The organism is uncultured Dokdonia sp., assembly GCF_947492535.1.
GTDB lineage: Bacteria > Bacteroidota > Bacteroidia > Flavobacteriales > Flavobacteriaceae > Dokdonia.
Map to the genome: position 1 here is coordinate 18,268 of NZ_CANLNH010000019.1, position 21,600 is coordinate 39,867.

The 21,600-nt window shown below is 33.1% G+C and carries 16 protein-coding genes; 10 read left to right on the top strand and 6 right to left on the bottom strand.

What is annotated here, in order from left to right:
- Window positions 1-9: 9 nt before the first annotated feature.
- The 3 genes from Q1A60_RS19210 (at window position 10) to Q1A60_RS19220 (ending at window position 4,576) form a co-directional block, all read left to right on the top strand.
- Complete coding sequence (locus Q1A60_RS19210; RefSeq protein WP_299768219.1) at window positions 10-1,296, top strand: PD-(D/E)XK nuclease family protein; 1,287 nt, start codon at window positions 10-12, stop codon at window positions 1,294-1,296.
- A gap of 84 nt (window positions 1,297-1,380) precedes the next feature.
- Window positions 1,381-1,695: a GIY-YIG nuclease family protein gene (locus tag Q1A60_RS19215; RefSeq protein WP_299768221.1), complete on the top strand. Its 315-nt coding sequence runs from the start codon at window positions 1,381-1,383 to the stop codon at window positions 1,693-1,695.
- Between the two features lie 10 nt (window positions 1,696-1,705).
- Entirely contained in the window at window positions 1,706-4,576 is a 2,871-nt protein-coding gene (locus Q1A60_RS19220) for a type I restriction endonuclease subunit R (RefSeq protein WP_299768224.1), read from the top strand.
- A gap of 14 nt (window positions 4,577-4,590) precedes the next feature.
- Here the strand turns inward: Q1A60_RS19220 and Q1A60_RS19225 are convergent, their stop codons facing one another.
- Together Q1A60_RS19225 and Q1A60_RS19230 are read right to left on the bottom strand one after the other, a co-directional pair.
- Window positions 4,591-5,076, bottom strand: coding sequence for a hypothetical protein (locus Q1A60_RS19225; RefSeq protein WP_299768227.1), 486 nt, complete (start codon window positions 5,074-5,076; stop codon window positions 4,591-4,593).
- Between the two features lie 83 nt (window positions 5,077-5,159).
- Window positions 5,160-6,167 (bottom strand): NAD(P)-dependent alcohol dehydrogenase, encoded by a 1,008-nt coding sequence (locus tag Q1A60_RS19230; protein ID WP_299768229.1) that lies wholly within the window; start codon window positions 6,165-6,167, stop codon window positions 5,160-5,162.
- Window positions 6,168-6,443: 276 nt separating this feature from the next.
- Here Q1A60_RS19230 and Q1A60_RS19235 point away from each other — a divergent pair, with 276 nt between their 5' ends.
- A complete protein-coding gene (locus Q1A60_RS19235) occupies window positions 6,444-6,869 on the top strand; it encodes a hypothetical protein (protein WP_299768232.1) in 426 nt (141 codons plus the stop codon).
- A 91-nt stretch (window positions 6,870-6,960) separates the two neighbouring features.
- Here the strand turns inward: Q1A60_RS19235 and Q1A60_RS19240 are convergent, their stop codons facing one another.
- The 4 genes from Q1A60_RS19240 to Q1A60_RS19250 all read right to left on the bottom strand — a co-directional run bounded on the left by Q1A60_RS19240 (window position 6,961) and on the right by Q1A60_RS19250 (window position 12,315).
- The gene (locus Q1A60_RS19240; RefSeq protein ID WP_299768235.1) at window positions 6,961-7,653 is read right to left on the bottom strand and encodes a YafY family protein; all 693 of its coding nucleotides are present in this window, start codon (window positions 7,651-7,653) and stop codon (window positions 6,961-6,963) included.
- A gap of 421 nt (window positions 7,654-8,074) precedes the next feature.
- Window positions 8,075-8,452 carry a VOC family protein gene (locus Q1A60_RS19245; protein ID WP_299768238.1) on the bottom strand — a complete coding sequence of 126 codons (378 nt, stop codon included), beginning with the start codon at window positions 8,450-8,452 and terminating at the stop codon, window positions 8,075-8,077.
- Window positions 8,453-8,829: 377 nt separating this feature from the next.
- Window positions 8,830-9,054, bottom strand: a complete 225-nt coding sequence (locus Q1A60_RS21635; protein WP_363322603.1) for a DUF2892 domain-containing protein — start codon at window positions 9,052-9,054, stop codon at window positions 8,830-8,832.
- Between the two features lie 717 nt (window positions 9,055-9,771).
- A complete protein-coding gene (locus Q1A60_RS19250; protein ID WP_299768241.1) occupies window positions 9,772-12,315 on the bottom strand; it encodes a T9SS type A sorting domain-containing protein in 2,544 nt (847 codons plus the stop codon).
- A gap of 338 nt (window positions 12,316-12,653) precedes the next feature.
- On the opposite strand from Q1A60_RS19250, the gene Q1A60_RS19255 reads away from it, so the two are divergent.
- The 6 genes from Q1A60_RS19255 to xylA all read left to right on the top strand — a co-directional run bounded on the left by Q1A60_RS19255 (window position 12,654) and on the right by xylA (window position 21,595).
- Window positions 12,654-13,817, top strand: a complete 1,164-nt coding sequence (locus Q1A60_RS19255) for a helix-turn-helix domain-containing protein (protein WP_299768246.1) — start codon at window positions 12,654-12,656, stop codon at window positions 13,815-13,817.
- A 177-nt stretch (window positions 13,818-13,994) separates the two neighbouring features.
- Window positions 13,995-16,160, top strand: coding sequence for a serine hydrolase domain-containing protein (locus tag Q1A60_RS19260; protein ID WP_299768249.1), 2,166 nt, complete (start codon window positions 13,995-13,997; stop codon window positions 16,158-16,160).
- 316 nt (window positions 16,161-16,476) lie between these two features.
- A complete protein-coding gene (locus tag Q1A60_RS19265) occupies window positions 16,477-17,352 on the top strand; it encodes a DUF6268 family outer membrane beta-barrel protein (protein ID WP_299768252.1) in 876 nt (291 codons plus the stop codon).
- Window positions 17,353-17,785: 433 nt separating this feature from the next.
- Window positions 17,786-18,787: a GntR family transcriptional regulator gene (locus Q1A60_RS19270; protein ID WP_299768254.1), complete on the top strand. Its 1,002-nt coding sequence runs from the start codon at window positions 17,786-17,788 to the stop codon at window positions 18,785-18,787.
- Window positions 18,788-18,789: 2 nt separating this feature from the next.
- Window positions 18,790-20,274 (top strand): FGGY family carbohydrate kinase, encoded by a 1,485-nt coding sequence (locus Q1A60_RS19275; protein WP_299768258.1) that lies wholly within the window; start codon window positions 18,790-18,792, stop codon window positions 20,272-20,274.
- The gene (xylA, locus tag Q1A60_RS19280) at window positions 20,270-21,595 is read left to right on the top strand and encodes a xylose isomerase (protein WP_299768383.1); all 1,326 of its coding nucleotides are present in this window, start codon (window positions 20,270-20,272) and stop codon (window positions 21,593-21,595) included. The genes Q1A60_RS19275 and xylA overlap by 5 nt, the downstream gene beginning before the upstream one ends.
- Window positions 21,596-21,600: the final 5 nt, after the last annotated feature.

Genomic DNA, 21,600 nt, shown 5'->3' on the forward strand with positions numbered 1-21,600 from the left:
TACTAACAAATGATAGAAATAAAAGATGTAAGAAGGCTTCTCAAAGGCACTAAAAAAATTATAGATCATCATGAAGAATTAACCATAGCAAAAGGGGAACATTTTAATCTGTTTTCGGTATTGAATATAGAAACAAAAGAAAATAAGACGCACTCTGCTTTTTTAGCTGAGTTATTAAACCCGAAAGGTTCTCATAAAATGGGAGATGTGTTTTTAAGGTTGTTTATTGATGTTATTGATCACAATGAAAATCACGAAATTAAAACTTCCGAAAAAAGTAATTTTAAAACAGATAAAGCTTCTGTTAAAGTAGAATATACAATTCCAGGTAAAATAAAATTATATAATAAAGAAGGCGAAGATAAAAGTAAAGCTACAGGAGGAAGAATAGATATTTATTTAAAAGATAGTTTAGGTAATCGTATTAGTATTGAAAATAAAATTCATGCATCAGATCAAGAAGCACAGATACAACGGTATTGTAATCATGAACCAGAAAAAAATACGGTGTATTACTTAACGTTAAAAGGAGAAGATCCAGATAAATCAAGTAGTATAAACTTAAAATCTAATAAAGATTTTTTTAATATTAGTTATAGAACAACTATTATCAATTGGTTAGAACTTTGTCTAAAAGAAGTATCAAATTTCACAAGCTTACGCGAAGCCATCAATCAATATATAGTTTTAATTAAAAAGCTAACAAACACTATGAATAGTAAACACGATAAAGAATTGTTAGACCTTATGATGGCAAATATTGAAGAGTCAAGTTTTATCGCTACTAATTATGATAAAGCACTAAATAGGTTAAAACAAAATTTTAGAAAAAATATAATTGAAGTTTTAAAACAAAAACTTAATCCAGATTTTTACAATATAGAAGAAGGCAATTCAATAGAAAAAAAGAATTCTCAAATTTGGATTCATTTTAAAAGTAAACCGCAACCATATTTTTTGTTTGGAGTAGAATCATTTAGTGGATCTGGCTTTCAAAATGGAAACTTGTTTGTAGGCCTAATAAACATGCATAATTCCTCAATAATTTCAAAACTACCAGATGAGAATAAATTAAATTATGGCTGGAGACAGGTTCGTTTTTTAAAAACAAAAGATTTAAATCACATAAATTTAAGTCATAAATATACTATCAAAATATTAAATAATAAAACATCTACATCTTATGAAAATTTATTGAATAGATGTTGTGATCAAATAGTTTGCTTTGTAGAAGATTACGAAAAGAAATTACCAAAAGAGGTTTTTATTAATAATTTGACAGAGAATGATATTTAATGATTAGGTAATAAAAGAATAAGCAAGAGGCAGATTGCCACGCTACGCTCGCAATGACGGTACAGAAGACAATTACAAAATAAAATGAAACCAGGATTTGTATACATACTCACTAATAAGAATAATACAACCTTGTATGTAGGTGTAACATCTAACTTACTGACTAGAATACAGCAACATAAAGAAAAAAAACACCCTAAATCATTTACTGCCAGATACAATTTAAGTAAATTAGTCTATTATGAAGCATTTCAAGAAATTGGAGATGCTATAGCAAGAGAAAAACAATTAAAGGCAGGTAACAGAGCCAAGAAAATAGCACTTATAGAAACGAGTAACTTGACTTGGGAAGATCTAATTGAACAAGCAACAGATTGCTTCGGTTACACCTCGCAATGACAATATTATTATGACCAAACAATCTGAAACGCAATTAGAACATCATTTAATACAACAGTTGGTTGGTTTAGGCTATCAAAAGGTGGTCATTACAGATGGTGACGCATTGTTAGTCAATTTAAAATCACAGTTAGAGGTCTTTAATGCAACTGTATTTTCTACAAAAGAATTTGACACTATTGTAAATCATCTAGCAAAAGGGAATGTATTTGAAAAAGCAAAAACCTTACGAGATCGTTTCAATATTACCAGAGAAAACGGAGATCATTTTTATGTGCGTTTTTATAATAGTGAAGATTGGATCACAAATCTGTTTCAGGTCACCCATCAAATTACGCAAGAAGGCACTTATAAAAACCGCTACGATGTTACCTTATTAGTAAATGGTTTGCCCTTAGTACAAATAGAGTTAAAGCGTAGAGGTCTTGAAATTAAAGAAGCCTTTAACCAGATTAATCGATATCAACGTCATTCATTTTGGTCCAATCATGGATTATTCCAGTATGTACAGTTGTTTGTGATTAGTAATGGTACAAATACTAAATATTTAGCCAATAACAAGCTGCAATCTGTCAAACAGACTTTTTTCTGGGCAGATCAAAATAATAAAAATATTACTGATCTAACCGCTTTCGCGAAAGCGTTCTTACACCCAAACCATTTGGGTAAAATGATTGCTAAATATATCGTGCATAATCAAACACATAAAATACTAATGGTTTTACGACCATATCAATTTTATGCTTCAGAACATATCGTACATCAAGTAATCACGAGTAATGACAACGGGTACATTTGGCATACGACAGGTTCGGGTAAAACCTTAACCTCTTTTAAAGCAAGTCAGTTGATCATGAACTTGCCAGACGTATACAAAGTAGTATTTGTAGTAGACAGAAAGGATTTAGATTACCAAACCATGCTAGAGTTTAACAGCTTTAAAAAAGGGAGTGTAGATGTTACTGACAACACGCAATCTTTAGTTAACCAATTGACGGACGATTCTAAACTGGTTTTAACGACTATTCAAAAGCTGAATAATGCGATTTCTAAAACCAATTACGAAAAGAGTTTAACGTATTTACAAGATAAAAAAGTGGTCTTCATTTTTGATGAGTGCCATAGAAGTCAGTTTGGAGATACACATAAAAAAATTACCGAGTATTTTAAAAGTAGTCAGCTATTTGGTTTTACAGGAACACCCATTTTTAAAGATAATGCAGCTAAGAATGATTTAGGAAAACGCACTACCAAAGATTTGTTTGGAAGCTGTTTACATAAATATGTAATAACAGATGCCATAAAAGATCAAAATGTCTTGCGTTTTGGAGTAGAGTATATTGGTAAATACAAGCAAAAGGGACGAACTCTTATAGATATTGAAGTAGAAGCTATTGATACTACTGAAGTTTTTGCAGATGAAAAACGTTTAGAAAAAATCGCAGATTATATGATTGCCTATCACAATCAGAAAACCTTTAGTAAGGAATATTCAGCGCTTTTTGCAGTAAGTAATATTGATACGCTCATCAAGTATTATGATATCTTTAAACGTAAAAAAGAAGCTGGAGAGCACGATTTACGTATTGCTACTATCTTTTCTTACGGAACTAATGAAGATGATGAAGATGCAAAAGATTTTATGCCTGACGATGATTATTATGTAGCGGGTGAACCAGATCCAAACTACAAAACAAGCCATACAAGAGATAAATTAGATAGTTATATCGCTGACTATAACAGTATGTATAATACAAGCTTTTCAACGAAAGATAGTCAGCAGTTTGAAAACTACTTTAAAGATATTAGTAAGCGTTTAAAAGAACGAGAAAAAACAACATTTCAAGATAAAGATCGCCTAGATATTGTTATTGTAGTAAACATGATGCTCACAGGTTTTGATGCTAAAAAAGTTAATACTTTATACGTCGATAAGAATTTAAAGTATCACGGCCTAATACAAGCGTATTCTAGAACCAATAGGATTTTAGGAGAACAAAAGTCACAAGGAAATATTCTTTGTTTTAGAAACTTAAAAAAAGCAACAGATGAGGCAATCACATTGTTTTCTAATAAAGATGCCATTGAAGAAATCATACTACCACCTTATGAAACAATTGCTGAAAAGTTTGATGAAGCTTTAAAAAACTTATTAGAGATTGTTCCCACTTTTGAGAGCGTAGATGCATTGCCAAGTGAAACAGAAGAATTAAAGTTTGTACAAGCATTTAGACGTTTGTTACGTGCTAAAAATGTATTAGAATCATATACAGATTTTGAATGGGAAGATCTAGGAATAGATGAACAAACTTTTGAAAACTATAAAAGCAAGTATTTAGATTTATACGATAAAGTTAAAAATGATAATAAAAAACATAAAACATCCATTCTTGATGATATTGATTTTGAGTTAGAACTCATACATCGAGACCAAATTAACGTCGCTTATATTTTACAACTCTTAGCAAAGTTAAAAGAATCTACTACTGAAGAGGCTAAAGCACAGAAAAAAGCAATTATAGAAATGCTATCTGGAGATGTTGAGTTGCGAAGTAAGCGCGAGCTTATTGAAAAATTTATTGAAGAAAACCTTCCACTCATTAATGATGTAGATAACATACAAGATGAGTTTGAACGTTTCTGGTACGAAGAAAAAATTCTATCCTTGTCTAAAATATGTGAAGAAGAAAATCTAGACCAAAAACAATTTAAAGCATTAATAGAAAGCTATACTAACTATGGTAGAGAGCCATTGCGTGATGATATTTTCAAATGTCTAGATAACAGGCCAAGTATATTGAAAGCGCGTGAAGTAGGTGAACGCATTTTAGATAAAATGAAAGCCTTTGTACAGGTATTTGTAGAAGGAATGACTGGGTAGAAAACTATACCTTATCAATCCTCTCCTTGAGGTATTCCTTTACTGGGCTTTATAACATCATTTGTTTCTATCAATACAGTCTGTTCTTCATCCGTTTGAACTTCAAATTTAGATAGTCTCTTTAAACCAATAACAGGAAAATCATTGTTATTGAGTCCTAAATCAGATCGCATTGTTTTCAATAAAGTTGTAAAATAAAGGTTATGTGTTTCTAAGGGATGACCAGTTCCTTTTTTTTCATAGGTAATCATTGCATTAATAACTTTTTCATTGGCAATCAATAACATATTATTTCTAAGTGATAACAATTCTTTAAATGCATCTTCACTTTGCAAATTACCATACGTATTTAAAGCTTGTATATATCCTAAATAATGACTTTCTTTTAATTTCCTAAGTTCTAACTTGATATTGTTATTACGAGCCATATACGCTCCTACTACAGCTACAATTATAGCTGTAAAAACACCCAGTAAGGATATAATAAGTTCTATTGACATTTTTTTAATATGATTTAAAATAATTTATATCCTTTCGCGAACTTGCCTGCCGGCAGGCAGGAGCAAAAAAATAAAAAACAACTCTACCCATTCTTCAACACCACTCGAAACCTTGCTTTCCCTTCCTCTAAATGCGTCAGTGCTTCATTCACCTGATTCATAGGGAACTCTTCTACGGTAGGATAAATATCGTGACGTACGCAAAAATCTAACATCGTCTTTGTAGTTGAAGGACTTCCTATGGGACTTCCACCAATGGATTTTTCGCCGCCTATCAGGCTAAATGCTGGAATTGCTAGCGGTTCTAATCCTGCACCCACCGTATGGAATTTTCCTTTGGGTGCTAATGTCGTTAGATACGAATTCCAATCTAGGGTGACATTGGTGGTATTCAATATAAAATTAAGACTTCCTGCGATACTCTCAAGCGCTTCGGGTGATCTGGAATTAATCACTTTGGTAGCTCCCATTTCTAAAATTTGTGCTTCTTTATCAGGATTAGAACTAAAGGCAATCACTTCACATCCCCAATGTTTTAAAAACTTAAGCGCCATATGCCCGAGTCCGCCGATACCGATCACTCCTACGCGATCTGTCGGGAGTACGCCCGAAATAATAATAGGATTAAAGACCGTAATCCCGCCACACAATAAAGGACCTGCTTTACTTAGATCAATCCCATCTGGCAACGGAATCGCCCAAGACCAATGACCGCGTACGTGATCTGCAAATCCTCCATGTCTTCCTACAATCGTCGTTTCACTGGCGCCACACAAATGATGCTCCCCACTCATACACTGCTGACAACTCATACAGGATGCAGACGTCCATCCAAGGCCAACTTTATCACCTACCGTGACATTTTTTACATGATCCCCAGCAGCAATCACCTCCCCTATTACTTCATGACCTGGTACTAATGGATATGTAGACATCCCCCAATCATTATTGATCATACTCATATCCGAGTGGCAAAGTCCGCAATAATGCACTTTAATATCTACTTCTTCACTTCCTAACGTTCCTAATTCATACGTAAATGGTGTCAGTTTCCCTTTGGCTTCCGTAGCGGCATATGCATGTACTTTCATGGTCTTTTGTTTTGAGTTTGTGATCTATCAAATAAGGTACTCATTTTAGATAGGTATCTCATTTCGCGAAAGCAAAATAAAAAATTTCAAATCCCAAATCCCAAAACCAGAAACCAGAAACCTGAAACTTGAAACTTGACAAAGAATAATGTTACTCAAAAAAAGAAACCATTCACTATACAAATAGTTCCATACACTCATTTTTATTTATAACACACTTATAATCAGCCATATTTGAAGTGAAAATTAATTTTATAAACGTTAAAAACAAAAAGTATGGAGTATTCAACATTTAAATTAAAAGGCAGTGAAAACGAACAAGGGGAAGTAACCGATTTATTTGGTTTTGTGACTGTTCTAAATAACTGGGGAGTTTCTCTAAAAGAACTCACGATAAGACACCGACGAGGAAATGATCCGAATGAACAAGAAGAAATGACCTATGAAAATATCCCTGTAGGAGGAAAAACCGAACCATTACGTATTAAATACGAAACAGGTATTGGAAGTGCTAATGATTATTGGTGGGTGAAATTTGTGACAATAGGAAATGAAACTTTTCAATGTAAGGATAATTTTTATTGTTCTATTTCTAGTGATGATGATGGAGAGGTCCTATTAACTTTAGAAGGAGACAGAATTGATATGGATGTTACTTTTAACGAATCTATTGGATGTTCTGTAGATCTTTATAATCCATAAAGAACGTGTGGTTTAAGGCCAAATATGTTTTAAAATTCATTATTGAAATCTTAGTTACTATTTCTAAGACTTTGTTAGAATGTATTTGGTCTTACTTCTCATCAAACGGACAGGTCGCAAAATAGTCTTGAATACTAAACTTTCGATCGTCAAAGGTGTCTGCTAAGATTTTGTAGTGTTTAATACGATCTATACGAAAAGCACGCATGTCTTGACGTAAGTGACACCAAGCAATAAGAATCCATTTATGATAGGCGGAATACATCGCACACGGCTCTATCTTTCGAAAGGTAATCGTAGGGTCGTCTGCTTTTTGATAATTGATTTCGATATACTTAAAATGCGTAATGGCCAACTGAATCTCTGACAAGGCATTGCTCGAAAACTCTTCTCGCTCCCAATTAAACACCAATATTTTATCATTTAGTAATTCGCTTTTCTCTTGAATAGAGGTGCGAAATACTGATTTAATCTTGGTCAAAGCTTCATTAAATTCATTAACAAAAGAAGCATCCTTCGATTGACTTACTAGATGCTGTGCAGTAATCAGTGCGTTGGCTTGTTGTTCTGTAAACTGTACCGGAGCTACCGAATAGGTATCTACTAAACTATATCCTCTACCTTCAATTGTATACACAGGAATCCCCGCTTCTTCCAGTTTACGAATATCTCTATAAATGGTACGAACACTTACGCCATATTTATCGGCGAGTTCTGTCGCTGTAAGTAAACGTTTGGAACGTAACAGCGTTAAAATTGATATGAGTCTAGATAGTTGTGACATATAAAACAAAGATAGCAAACGCTTGATCAGGGCGTTTGCTATAGTAGTATCATATATGCTATATAAAGAACTAATTAGTTTTTTTGTCTAATCTTATTAAGACTTAAACATATTAGTTTAAAATCATATTTCTTGTTCATTTTCTTTGCTTGTCCAAAGAAAACGAACCAAAAGAAAAGACACTTTTTATTCGCGTGATTTCTATTTTAAATTTTTGAACTCATGAATCTTCGATTTCTAAGGTATTTTTTCGCTTGAAGCGAAAAACCATAAATTCTTTTCTAAATTTTTTCCAAGGCTTCAAAAATTTTTAACGAAAACTGTCATCGCTTCACCTCGCCCAGAATTTACAGTCTGTCGTATACTGGAGAAAAAGAAATACACAAAAAGTATATCTATAGCATCTATGATGCATTGCTCATTATCCCATAGAATGGAGGGCGACGCGGTTTCCCTCTGTATCGGTAAACTGAGCGATAAATCCATTTTCTTGAATATCGGTTTTAGGCATCAATACCTTTCCGCCAGCACCTTCCACTCTACTTAAAGGTACGCTTAAATCTTCGCCCCCATTTAAGTAAATTGTAGATCCATCGGCAGATGGATTCATGCCTTCCATTTGAAGAATAGCGCCACCTACTTTGTTATTTTCCATATCATATGGAAAAATACCATACTTCATATTCTTATCACCCATGTCGTGATCAATAATGTCAGCACCGATTACTTCTGAATAGAATTTTTTTGCTCTTTCATAATTGCTTACTGGTATTTCAAACCAATTCACTGCGTTTTTCATGATGTAGTTGTTTTTTAAAAGTTTACTACTGCAAAAATAATTGCGACATTGACAGAAGATGTCAGGGGTATATAAAAAGTTGAAATTAGAATCACGAAACTTGAAAATCAGGACTCAGGACTCTAATCTCTTTTCCTTTGAAACCTAAAACCTGAAACCTGAAACTTGATAATGGATAAAGTTGAAATTATAAAAACGAAATCTGGAAACTTAAAGCTAAACACCTAGAAGAGATTAAGGGGTTGATTTTATGATTTTAAAATAAGAGGATTACTATATACGTTTATCGTTTCGCTATATATATAGTGAATCTCATAAGTTCGCTTTCGCGAAAGCGTATAAAACAAGCATTCCAAAGTATAGAAGTGTAAAATTGATTACTTAAAATACTCATCAGATTTAGTAAAATCGACATTTATAGATTTATAAAAAGGGCAAAAACCAGTTATACCAGCGATTAGAAAAAGAACCGATAGTAGTACTATAAAGAAGCCTAAAAGATTCCAGAGCGGTCCAAAAATTACAATTCCTAGAAGAACTAATGATATCACAAACCGTGTTACTCGATCCATTATGTTCATATTTCTTTTTTGTCTAATCATAAGGGGTTGAAATAATTAACACTGCAAAAATACTGTTTTCATACATACATGATAAAGAAATATCCTACAAATTTAAAATTTAACATTTTTTTTAAAAACTTCCTATATTATATCTAAATAGTATTCACAATGATACTATTCAAATTTCTATTTAATATACAATGGTTCAAGACAAATATCTAAACTTATAAATACACTTTTAACAGAACATACTGCGTCTAATTTACACTCATAATATGGCTAACCGAGAGATACGTAAATCTATCTATAGTATAATAAGATTTTGAAATCTTTCAATGAGAACTTCTAAAACGTTTGCTTACACCTAACGATATACTACAAACAATATAGTAATCTTCATTAGTATTATTGAACTTATCAGATAAATTCATCCTACACAAGCAATGAAAGGAAACAATCTATACAAAAACTACGTATATTCAAACACTGAATAGAGTCATATATAACCTTGAATAATTGATAATCAATACTCATATATTCAAAAGTAGAGCGTATAATTATGAATTATACATCTAAAAATTCTAGAAAGGTATTTCCTAGAAAAAAGATTGGACTCGTAATATATTTCTATTTAACTAAAACTATTTAGTAATTGATATTATAAAGTTAAACACGTACTTTAATATACTATTATTAAAAAAATTTACAGAAATTTGATTAAATATATTACGAGCCCAATTATTTTTATCTTACTTATTACTTTCTAAGTATTTTTTTAGTTACTGAACCAGAAGTTGTATTAATTCTTAAAAAATAAGTACCACTCTCTAATCGAGAAAGATCAATTCTATAATTAGAATCTAATAATACATCTTTCTGGAAAACAACTAATTTTCCTGTAATATCATATAGTCTTATATCTCCTTCTGAAGCAGTATCTACAGTAACGAAAATTTCGGTAGTTGCTGGATTTGGAAATACCGTCACATTATCTTCTGAGATAAAATCTTCTGTGCTTAATAAAGGATCTACAGTTGGAGACACCCAAAGTCCACGACCAAAAGTTGCTGCGTATATCATATCTGTTTCATTATTAATTTCCAATTCAGAAATGATAACATTGGGTAAATTATTATTGAATATTTCCCATTCGTCCAATGTATTATCTATATAATAAATACCAAAATCCATCCCTAGATATAATCCATCTTCTGTATTATCATCCCAAACCAAAGCCATGGCAGCAAAGTCTGGTAAATTCTTTTTACAAGATTCCCAAGTAGCTCCTCCATCATTGGAGATCAAAACTCTATTGTTACTTGTGGTTGCAACTGCCACAAGATCTGGATTTGTAGGATGAACCGCAATAGAATTAATAAAACCGCCAGGAGTAGTCATTTGTACCCAATCTGTAGCCCCACCATCTTCTGTACGATAAAAATTAGCATTACCTGAACTAAAATTATTTACTGAGGCATATAAGACCTCATTATTCGAAGGGGCAATCTTAAAATGCTCAATAGCAATATTAAATCCATTAATAGTTGTAGAAATATCCTGAGATACGGGTGTCCAAGTCCCGCCTCCATTATTAGATCGATATACCTCATTATATCCTATATATATTCTATCCTGAACTACAGGATCTTGTTCAAAAGGGGTCACAAAATTTCCTTGACTAAATTCATTATTAGGATGATTTGGATTAAATACAGTAATTCCATTGTCATTGCTTATCCACATATTACCAAACTGCGTAGTTCCATAAATACGATCATTATTATTTTTATCAACAAAGCTTTCGCCTCCATCTGCACCTAACCAATCAGTCCATCCACTACCATCCTGAAATAAAGAAGTTCCATTATCCTGTGAGCCTCCAGATATTTTTTGATCTATGGTTTGTGCAATACCTAGTTTATAAAACTCTCTAATTCCAAGACCTGCAGTCAGGTCTTCCCAAAAATCTGTAGTAATTGGTCCTCCTGGATCATTTGCTTTAAAGATACCTCCATCTGTTCCTGTTAATAATGTATTTCCATCAAAAAGCAGCATATCAATATCAGCATGATTATAACCTACGTTTAAGTTTGCAACTTCAGGAATAAACCAAAAGGAATTAAGTTCAAAAGTTATTCCTCCATCTAGAGAACGCCAAGTATTACCTCCACCAATATGCACCTCATCTATATTACTAGGGCTAACTGCAATATCCATATCTCGAGGTGCTTGTCCTCCAGTACCAACTCCATTTTGATCTAGATTGAGATAGTTTCTACCTGTATGATCTAATTCAGTAAATGAATCACCGATATCTTCAGACTTAAAAAGACCTTCAAAACCACCTGATCCTTGAAGTAGGTATACAACATTTGCATCATCAGGGGAAACAGCCATCATTTTAGGGACATTAGAAAATCCTGCTGAGTTTATAGTAGTAAATGTCTGTCCTCCATCTGTTGATTTATGATATAAAAATCCTGACGCATATACTACAGAAGGATTTCCTGGCATAAACTCTATATCATAACTTCTTCCTTCACTTGTTACATTATTCCATGTTACTCCACCGTCTGTTGATCTAAAGGTTCCTGCATTTTCACTAGAAACAAAAATAATATCAGTATTGGTCGGGTGTATTAATATTTTTATAATGCGAGATTGACTTAAGTCTGCTAATAGGGAGAAAGTCGCTCCTGCATCTGTTGATCTAAAAATCATTCCACTAGAAGATCCATAATAATATATATTAGGATTGAGAGGGTCTATAGCAACAGAATATACGCTTAGATTTACAAAATTATCATTAAGCGGTGTCCAGTTCTGACCCCCATCTGTTGTCTTCCAAACGCCTCCTCTGTGTCCTCCTATAATCATAATATCACTATCTGTAGGATCAATAGCAATACCAGTAATTCTACCAACACCAGGATTCCAACCAGAAGTAACCGTCCAGTCCATCGGTCCTAATTCCTCCCAGTTATCTTGCAATATCACTTGATTTTGTGCAGTTTCATTCAAATAACTATTATAAGATGCTAATGTTTCTAATTTTTGTTGTGTTGTTGGTAAAAAGCCCTCTTCATTCATTAAACGAAGTGCCATATATTCCCAACGTTTAAATTGTTTATAGCCGGAGCCTCTTCCTTTGTCTCTATTTTCAAAATAGGTCTCTCCAGACTCAATAATTTCCTGAACACTAAAGGTTTCTGCTTCAATCATATCTAGGTAATCTTGAGATTTCATAGTTGATACAAAACCACAGATAAATAATGTAAGTACTAGTAATTTAGTTTTCATATAGATTTTTTTTAAAAAGATAATATAAGTTTTGTCAATTTTATAGAAATATCTTTAGGTAATCTGTTATATAAGTTAATCCCGATAGATAATTACTTATACACTGATACTACGTTCTAATAATTATAAAATAATCATAAAACACTCTAAGTAGTTAATGATTAATATACTACAACGAGATTTATAGTCATGTTTTATTTATTTGAAAATTTAGACAAACGTATTTGCTTCAAAAACTTGATTGGACACCTAATTAAATTCAATACTTCTAAAATTATATCGTAATTTGTATTATAGTTATATATATTTCTATCATCAATCAATCATAAGAAGAACCTATGTTTTTTGGCTTTGGACCTAAGAGTTCTATTTTACTTATTTTCTTTTTTCACGGCATTGTGTTTTCTTTTTTACTTTTAAAAAAAGGAATACAAAGCGATATTAAGTCTAGTAAATGGTTAAGCCTTTTTGTATTCTTATGTACCTTATACATTACTCCGTTTATGTTAGGGTATGCCAATTGGTACTCTGAACCACCTTATAGGCAAATCTTGTTTTTTATACCATTTCAACAGCTGTTTCTTATGGGACCTGTACTCTATTTTTATTCACAGATCCTATTAAATGCATCCTTTAAAATTTCTAAAAAAGATTATATCCATTTCGTTCCTGCTTTTGTATATATGATTTATAATCTTATCGTTTTTATTACAGATGTATTTATCGTAGACGAACCCTATTTTTATGCAGACGGTAGAGATAAAGATTTTGACTTATGGTATCAAATCGTAGGATTAGCATCTATGGTGTTTTACTTAGTTTTAAGTTTGCGCTTTTATATAAATTATAAAAAGATAGCTTTTGAAACCGTAAGTTTTGCTGATTCAATTTTGTTTAAATGGTTACAACATTTCTTTATTGCCTTTTTAGTGATTCTATTGCTAAGAGTTTTATACTTTATTCTCAATCCTGAATGGGGCCAATTTGGACGAAAATTCTGGTATTATCTGTGTTTTTCAGCATTATATTATTATATCGCATTAAGTGGGTATTCTAATACGGTAAAAGCAATGATTCCTATAGACACCCCGGTAGATGAAGCGGATCCAGACATACCTATTCGACATACAGAAAAGAAAAGATTAGAAATCACTATTCCGAATACAGATGCATGGAAACAAAAGCTATTAGACCTAATGCTCGAAAAAAAACTATATGAAAACCCTTCTTTAACTGTCTCTGATGTGGCTTCTCAATTAGAAACCAATACCAAATTCATTTCTTCTATAGTAAATAGTGGTTTCAATATGAATTTTAATGACTTTATAAATTATTACCGGGTTGAAGCTGTGAAAGAGCAACTAAAAAACAATGCTCAAAAAACGAAGACCTTACTAGGGATTGCGTTAGAATGTGGTTTTAATTCTAAAGCTACGTTTAATAGAGCTTTCAAAAAGCACACCTCACTTTCGCCTAAAGAATTTCTTGCCACATTAAGGTAAATTTTACAAACTGATTAGTATCCCGCTTTGCAGCGGGATTAATTCAACTAACTATCTTGAATGCGTCTTTTGGACTTTTCAACAAAGAGTTTCATTAAAAATAGGTCTCAAATCCAGATTTGAAGCGCGTAGAACCTATAAACAAAGGATATTTGTGTGTCAATTTAAAAACACGTCATGAAAAAAATAATCACAACTATTCTTCTTCTATTATCTTATATGAGTTTTGCTCAAACTATTGCTATAGATAAAATAGAAGCTATTGTATCTTCAAAAATAGCGGCAAATGATCCTGGTTTATTTGTAGGAGTTGTTAAAGATGGAGCTATTGTATATGAATATTATAATGGTCTTACAAGTCTACAACATCAAGTAAAAGCAGATGAAACCTCTCGTTCTAATATTGCATCGGTAGCTAAACAATTTACTGCTTTATGCGTTCTAAAATTAAATCTAGAAGGATCGCTAAATTTAGAAGATGACATACGTACCTATCTTCCAAATCTCTATAAAAATATAAAGGAGCCTATTAAAGTGAGGCATCTCATTAACCATACGAGTGGTATTAGGGACTATTCAGATTTAATGAGTTTACAAACGGATCCATGGTGGAGTCGTAGAGGTCTAGATAATGATGATGTTATAGAGTTATTAGAAAAGCAAGAAGATCTCAATTTCATACCTGGATCTGAGTATACCTACAGTAATTCTAACTATACAATATTGACAAAAATTGTTGAGAAAGTATCAGGCGTATCATTTCATGACTATTCAAAACAATTATTTGAAAGTTTAGGAATGAAAAATACCACATTCTTAAAAAATTATATGGTCGTGATTCCTAATCAAGCTTTACCTTACTCTGATTGGGGAGATGGAAACTGGCAACAGTTCCCCATGCTTACCAATCTATACGGGGATGGTTTTTTATTTACCACTCTAAAAGATCAATTAATATATGAGCAGGCAGTTCAAAATGCACAAAAAACAACTAATCAATTATTAATACAAAGTCAGCTTCCTATTCCTAATAGTGAGATTACCACTTATGGTTTTGGACTAGAACTTGAAGATAGATTGAATTACAAAGCTGTTCACCATGCAGGAGGCACGGGCTCTTATAATGCACAAATGGCTCGTTATCCTGAAGAAGGGCTTTCCATTTTTGTGATGAGTTCTAATAATAAGGTTTGGAGTAGTGGTATTGCAGATCAAATAGCAAACGTGATATTACCAAAAAAAGAAAGCAACATTGCTAAAACAGATTTTGAAAGTCTTGCCCTTGGTACTCCCCTATCATTAAAAGCATTTACAGGAACATATACCACTACCGATGGAGGTATTATTATCAAGATTTTTGAAGAAGATGGAAAAGTAAAGTACAAACGAGGTAACAACAATTCATTTACACTCGTTAAAGAAAAAGATAATCTGTATGCATTTGAAGAGTCTGCAGATGCCAAAATTGCACTTACACAAACCTCTGGACAACCTATAAGCCTTACGTTATATCTACCAGAAGCAGCACCTAGATTTCATACAAAAATCCCTAACACTCGTTTAAATAATTACGAACTAGATGCCTACACAGGTCATTATGAAAACTCAGAACTGGATGTTGCTTTTGAAATTTTAAAGAAAGAAAACACATTATACATCCAGCAACAGGGTGAAGAAGATGTAAATCTATTAACGATATTGACACCCACCAACTTACTAGTCTCTAATTATAAACTAAAGGTAGAAAGAGATGCTTTTAATAGAGTACGTGAAATTTTAATTTCTTTAAATCGTATCAAAAACGTCAAGTTTATAAAGAAAACATCTTTAGAATTTCAGCCCGTTATCCCTACAGATAATGGTTCTATACAAGTCACAACCATTGCCTCTAAAGGAGATGGCTCTAACATACTATTGACCAAAAACTATGAAAATGGTAATGAAATCTGGTCACAGCAATTTGGTGGAAAAAGTTACGATAAAGCCAACTCTATTATTGATACCAAAGATGGAGGATATCTTCTAGTTGGGTCTACAAGTTCATTTGGTAATGGAAATTATGATGTCTATGTTATTAAAGTAGATGATACAGGAAAGGAACAATGGACTGCTACGTATGGTGATTTTTATAATGAATATGGAAATATTGCTGAAGAAACTGAGAATGGATATATCATTAAAGGAACTAAACAAGAATGCAAATCAAATAATCTAGCCTTAGAAGACAATTGTAAAACCAATGTATGGGTGATTACTATTGATAAAAAAGGAAATCAGCTTTCGGATACGATACAGGAAGAAATCATAGAAAATCCAGACTATCAAAAAGAATGGCATAAGTAAAACTATAATAATGCTATATACGCTTTCGCGAAAGCGAACTTGTGAGAACTACCAGTTGGCAGGCAGGTTCGTAACCACAGGGAAAGCAAAGCGATAAAGCATATCATTATAGATAAAAACTAGTTGGTTGCTTATATACAAACAATTAGTAAGCCAATTATAAACCACTATAAAACCAATAGTTACACCCCTATTTATAGATAGCATAATTATTTTTTATTATAATAAATTATTAGGAATCATTTAATTTGTTTAATTTCCATACCTAAAGAATAAACAAAACAACCAAATCATTATGCTTAAAAAAATAACCCTAATGGCTTTTCTAATTTTTGGAACAGCTATATATGCACAAGACTATTTAGATGTCGTAAAAGCGACCTATCATACTACTACATTAGGGAATGTAGACAACGATGTAGAAACAGATGTTGGTAATGCTAATGTTGAGGTATATTTCCCAGTACCTTTGACTAGTGATATTACTATGATTTCTGGATTTACATATGAAAACACACGATTAAGTTTAAATAATTCTATCAGTAGGACCAACCTAATTATGACCCGATTGAATCTAGGAGTTAAACTCGATCATGGAAAAAAATGGAGCGGTACGTATGTATTACTTCCTAAGTTTGCTTCCGATTTTAATGATTTAGGAGATAATGATTTCCAGATGGGAGGACTTGCTTTACTGGAAAAAAGATATTCAAGTAAGTATAGCTTAAAGTTTGGCACCTATATCTCATCAGAAAATTTTGGAACAACGGTGACACCGCTTATTGGGTTATGGTATAAGTCAAAAAACAAGAAATTTTACATCAACGCAACGTTACCTATACGAGCTGACGCAAATTATTCAGTAACCGATCACTTTAGTGTAGGAGGAAATCTTCTTACCTCTGTAAAATCATATAATATAGCATCACAATTAGGTGATGGGTTTTATGTACAGGAAGAGTCTATACGCTTTTCTGCATTTGCGGCCTATGGGTTATTGGATGACACTATTATTGTACGTGCGAGAGTTGGTTTTGACACCACAGATTATGGCTTATATGCACAAGGTGACGATGTAGGTGTTCAAGTACTAACGTTTCAAGTAGGTGGAGATGATAGAACGAGACTTAATTCTGAATTTGAAGCAGCGCCTTTTGTTGGTGTAGATCTTATTTTTAGAACAGGTCTTTAAAAATTTATAATCATTCTATAAAAATCACTGGTATCTATATGATATCAGTGATTTTTATTTTAAACCGCATCATTTTAAATCTTTTACGCATAAGATATCACATTAGGAGTAACATACTCCTAACTAAATCTATATGACTTTTTATGTATTCGCTCCTGTCTGCCGGCAGGCAGGTTCGCGAAATCGAACTTGTGAGACCTGCCTACCGGCAGGCAAGTTCACAATCAGAGAGAGAGTGAAACGATAAAGTTTACGTTAAAAGCATACAAAAATGCAACTAGCATTTACGCACGTACTACCTATCTCAAAGGCTTTGAAGCGTACACATGGAATACATTGTACAGGTCACAGGAAACGAACATTCATAAAAAAAACACGAAGACCTAATGACTTTTAAATTAATTTTTATAAATTCGAACCATAACAGAACAGAATGGATGTAAACGAAACGATATTACGAATTAATCATGCTAGTGATATTCCTAAATATCAACAAATTGTAACGGCTATTGTAGATGCTGTTGCTGAAAGCTCCATAAAAAAAGGAAGTGTTTTACCATCGGTAAATGCTATTTGTAAGACCCATAAACTTTCTAGAGACACTGTATTTAAGGCCTACTCTATTTTAAAAGACAATGGTGTTGTAGATGCGGTGCCTAATAAAGGATACTTTGTCGCTCATGATACAAAAAAAGTATTATTAGTATTAGATACTTTTAAAGCGTATAAAGAAGTGTTATACCATTCATTTATAAATAATTTACCTGATAATATTATTGCTGATGTTCAATTTCATCATTATAATATTGATAATTTTAAAACAATCATAAACAATAGTGTTGGTAAATACTATAAGTATATCGTGATGAATTTTGATCACAAAGACGTCACAGATGCGGTGTCTAAAATTAATAGTGATAAGTTATTACAAATAGATTGGAATATTCATACAGATTCAGATAGTAACTACGTCTTTCAAGACTTTGGAACCTCTTTTTACAAATCCATAAAACAAGCAGAAGTGGCATTAAGGAAATATAAAAGAATCGATTTTTTATATCCGTCTTTTACGTATCACCCAACAGAGACATTGGTCTATTTTGAAAAATTCTGCAAAGACTTCAATTTCGATTATCAAATAATTACAGATCCTAACGACTTTCAAGTAGAAAAAGGAGTTGCATATGTAAGTGTAAGTGACCGTATGTTAGGAAGGTTTTTAGAGCAGAGTAAAGACCATGATTTTGAACCTGGAACAGATGTAGGTTTTCTTTCATACAATGAAACTCCGATGAAAAAATTTATTTACAAAGGTATTTCGGTGATTTCAACAGATTTTAAAGAACTAGGAACAAAAGCTGCTGAGTTTATTACATCAGATAATCCAATGCAATACTATGTTCCTACTACACTAACGCTTAGAGAATCTTTATAAACATGTATAGCATAGGGTTAGATATAGGAAGTTCATCTGTTAAAGTGGCTATTGTAAAAATTGCTACAGGTGAATGCATGATTACACTACACGAACCCGATACAGAAATGGAAATTCATGCACCAGAAAAAGGCTGGGCAGAACAAGATCCAACACTATGGTGGGAATATACATGTAAAGCTATTCAACGAGCTTTAAAAGAAACACAGATAGATGCTACAGACATTCAATCTATAGGTATTGCCTATCAAATGCACGGATTAGTTCTTGTAGATCACAAAGGAGCAGTTTTACGAAATTCAATTATATGGTGCGATAGTCGCGCTGTAGCTATTGGTCATGAAGCCTATGAGCAGTTGGGTGTTCAAAAATGTACTAACCAACTTCTTAATACGCCTGGTAATTTTACAGCATCCAAGTTAAAATGGGTGAAAGACAATGAACCAAATGTCTATAATGCTATTTATAAATACATGCTACCTGGTGATTATATTGCTTATAAACTAAGTGGTATCATTCATACGACTAAAAACGGACTTTCAGAAGGTATTTTATGGGATTATAAAAATCATGCGCTTGCTGATGTGTTATTAGAGCATTATGACATTGATAAACACCTCACTCCTACGCTTACTGAAAATTTCACGTTACAAAGTAAGGTTAACACAAAAGCTTCTGAAGAAACAGGATTAAACGTTGGGACTGTCATAAGATACAGAGCAGGTGATCAACCTAATAATGCACTATCATTAGGTGTTTTTGAATCAGGACAGGCAGCACTCACAGGAGGAACTTCTGGGGTGATCTATGCAGTCACCGAGCAATCCACATTTAAAGAGATTCAACGTGTAAATCAATTTGCACATGCCAATTATTCATCTGAAACCCCTACTGTAGGGAGATTGTTGAATATAAACGGTGCTGGCATACAATATCGTTGGTTACTCAATAATACAAAAGCATCATCTTATGAAGAAATGAATACAAAAGCAGCTACCATTGCTATTGGAGCTGATGGTTTGGTTCTCTTACCCTTTGGAAATGGTGCCGAACGAATGTTTCATAATCGCATCATAGGAACACATATTAAAAACCTTGATTTAAATCGTCATCAGGATGCCCATCTTTATAGAGCTGCATTAGAGGGTATTGCTTTCTCCTTTGTTTATGGCATGGAATTATTAAAAGAAGATCACACAGAGATACATACACTACGCGCGGGTAATGATAACTTATTTAGATCAGAAATTTTTGGAATAACCATCGCAACATTAATTGGACAACCTATTGAAATATACAATACAACGGGTGCTGTAGGCGCTGCTAGAGCTGCAAGTCTTAAAGATCATGACTTTACATCTTTCAGTAAACAAATCGTTTCCAATGATCATATCACCACCTATACACCTTCTCAAAATACTTCTTTATATAAAGAAGCCTATCAACACTGGAAAAAAGAAGTAGAACATACACTAAAAAACAATTAAAATTATGGCTAGCCACGAGTATTTTAAAGGCATCCCTAAGATCTCTTACGAAGGACCACAATCAGATAATCCTTTAGCATATAAATATTACGACTCAGAAAAAGTGATTGCAGGAAAAACAATGAGAGAACATTTTAAGTTTGCTATTGCCTATTGGCATACCTTCTGTGGTCAAGGATCTGATCCTTTTGGGCCTGGAACTCAAAACTTTGCTTGGGATCGAGCCACAGATCCTATACAAGCGGCAAAAGATAAAGCCGATGCTGCTTTTGAATTCATTTCAAAATTGGGGTTTGACTATTTCTGTTTTCATGATTTTGATCTTGTTCAGGAAGCAGCCACATTTACTGCATCTGAAAAACGTCTAGATACGATTGTAGACTATATCCAACAAAAGAAAAACGAAACAGATATAAAACTCCTTTGGGGAACTGCCAATTGTTTTTCTAATCCACGATATATGAATGGTGCAGCTACTAATCCTCAGTTTGATGTTGTGGCTAGAGCAGGTGCACAAATAAAACTAGCATTAGATGCAACTATTAAGTTAAACGGTGAAAACTATGTCTTTTGGGGTGGTCGAGAAGGCTATATGTCTTTACTCAATACGGATATGCATAGAGAGTTGGATCACATGGGACAGTTTTTAACCATGGCTAGAGATTATGCACGATCACAAGGTTTTAAAGGTACTTTCTTTATAGAACCAAAACCGATGGAACCTATGAAACATCAATACGACTTTGATGCTGCAACAGCCATTGGTTTTCTAAAAGAGTATGGACTTGATAAAGATTTTAAATTAAATATAGAAGTGAATCATGCGACACTAGCACAACATACGTTCCAACACGAACTAGAAGTAGCAGCAAAGGCTAATATGTTGGGTAGTGTAGATGCTAATAGAGGGGATTATCAAAATGGATGGGATACAGATCAGTTTCCAAATAACATTCAAGAAACCACCGAAGCCATGTTGGTATTCTTAAAAGCTGGCGGATTGCAAGGGGGTGGTATTAATTTTGACGCTAAAATAAGACGTAATTCTACCGATATGGAAGACGTATTCTATGCGCATATTGGTGGCGCAGATACATTTGCGAGAGCACTTATTACTGCTGATAAGATCATGACGTCATCATCCTATCTAAAACTAAGGCAAGAACGCTATAGTTCCTTTGACACTGGTAAAGGAAAGGAATTTGAGTCTGGAAATATGAAGCTACAAGACTTGTATGAGATCGCAAAAGAAAATGGCGAACTTCCGTTACAAAGCGGGAAACAAGAGCTCTTTGAAAACATCATCAATCAATATATCTAAACACC

Excerpts from the sequence above, each read along its gene's own strand:
- Q1A60_RS19210 (WP_299768219.1), top strand. The coding sequence starts at position 10 with ATGATAGAAATAAAAGATGTAAGAAGGCTTCTCAAAGGCACTAAAAAA.
- Q1A60_RS19215 (WP_299768221.1), top strand. The coding sequence starts at position 1,381 with ATGAAACCAGGATTTGTATACATACTCACTAATAAGAATAATACAACC.
- Q1A60_RS19220 (WP_299768224.1), top strand. The coding sequence starts at position 1,706 with ATGACCAAACAATCTGAAACGCAATTAGAACATCATTTAATACAACAG.
- Q1A60_RS19225 (WP_299768227.1), bottom strand. The coding sequence starts at position 5,076 with ATGTCAATAGAACTTATTATATCCTTACTGGGTGTTTTTACAGCTATA.
- Q1A60_RS19230 (WP_299768229.1), bottom strand. The coding sequence starts at position 6,167 with ATGAAAGTACATGCATATGCCGCTACGGAAGCCAAAGGGAAACTGACA.
- Q1A60_RS19235 (WP_299768232.1), top strand. The coding sequence starts at position 6,444 with ATGGAGTATTCAACATTTAAATTAAAAGGCAGTGAAAACGAACAAGGG.
- Q1A60_RS19240 (WP_299768235.1), bottom strand. The coding sequence starts at position 7,653 with ATGTCACAACTATCTAGACTCATATCAATTTTAACGCTGTTACGTTCC.
- Q1A60_RS19245 (WP_299768238.1), bottom strand. The coding sequence starts at position 8,452 with ATGAAAAACGCAGTGAATTGGTTTGAAATACCAGTAAGCAATTATGAA.
- Q1A60_RS21635 (WP_363322603.1), bottom strand. The coding sequence starts at position 9,054 with ATGATTAGACAAAAAAGAAATATGAACATAATGGATCGAGTAACACGG.
- Q1A60_RS19250 (WP_299768241.1), bottom strand. The coding sequence starts at position 12,315 with ATGAAAACTAAATTACTAGTACTTACATTATTTATCTGTGGTTTTGTA.
- Q1A60_RS19255 (WP_299768246.1), top strand. The coding sequence starts at position 12,654 with ATGTTTTTTGGCTTTGGACCTAAGAGTTCTATTTTACTTATTTTCTTT.
- Q1A60_RS19260 (WP_299768249.1), top strand. The coding sequence starts at position 13,995 with ATGAAAAAAATAATCACAACTATTCTTCTTCTATTATCTTATATGAGT.
- Q1A60_RS19265 (WP_299768252.1), top strand. The coding sequence starts at position 16,477 with ATGGCTTTTCTAATTTTTGGAACAGCTATATATGCACAAGACTATTTA.
- Q1A60_RS19270 (WP_299768254.1), top strand. The coding sequence starts at position 17,786 with ATGGATGTAAACGAAACGATATTACGAATTAATCATGCTAGTGATATT.
- Q1A60_RS19275 (WP_299768258.1), top strand. The coding sequence starts at position 18,790 with ATGTATAGCATAGGGTTAGATATAGGAAGTTCATCTGTTAAAGTGGCT.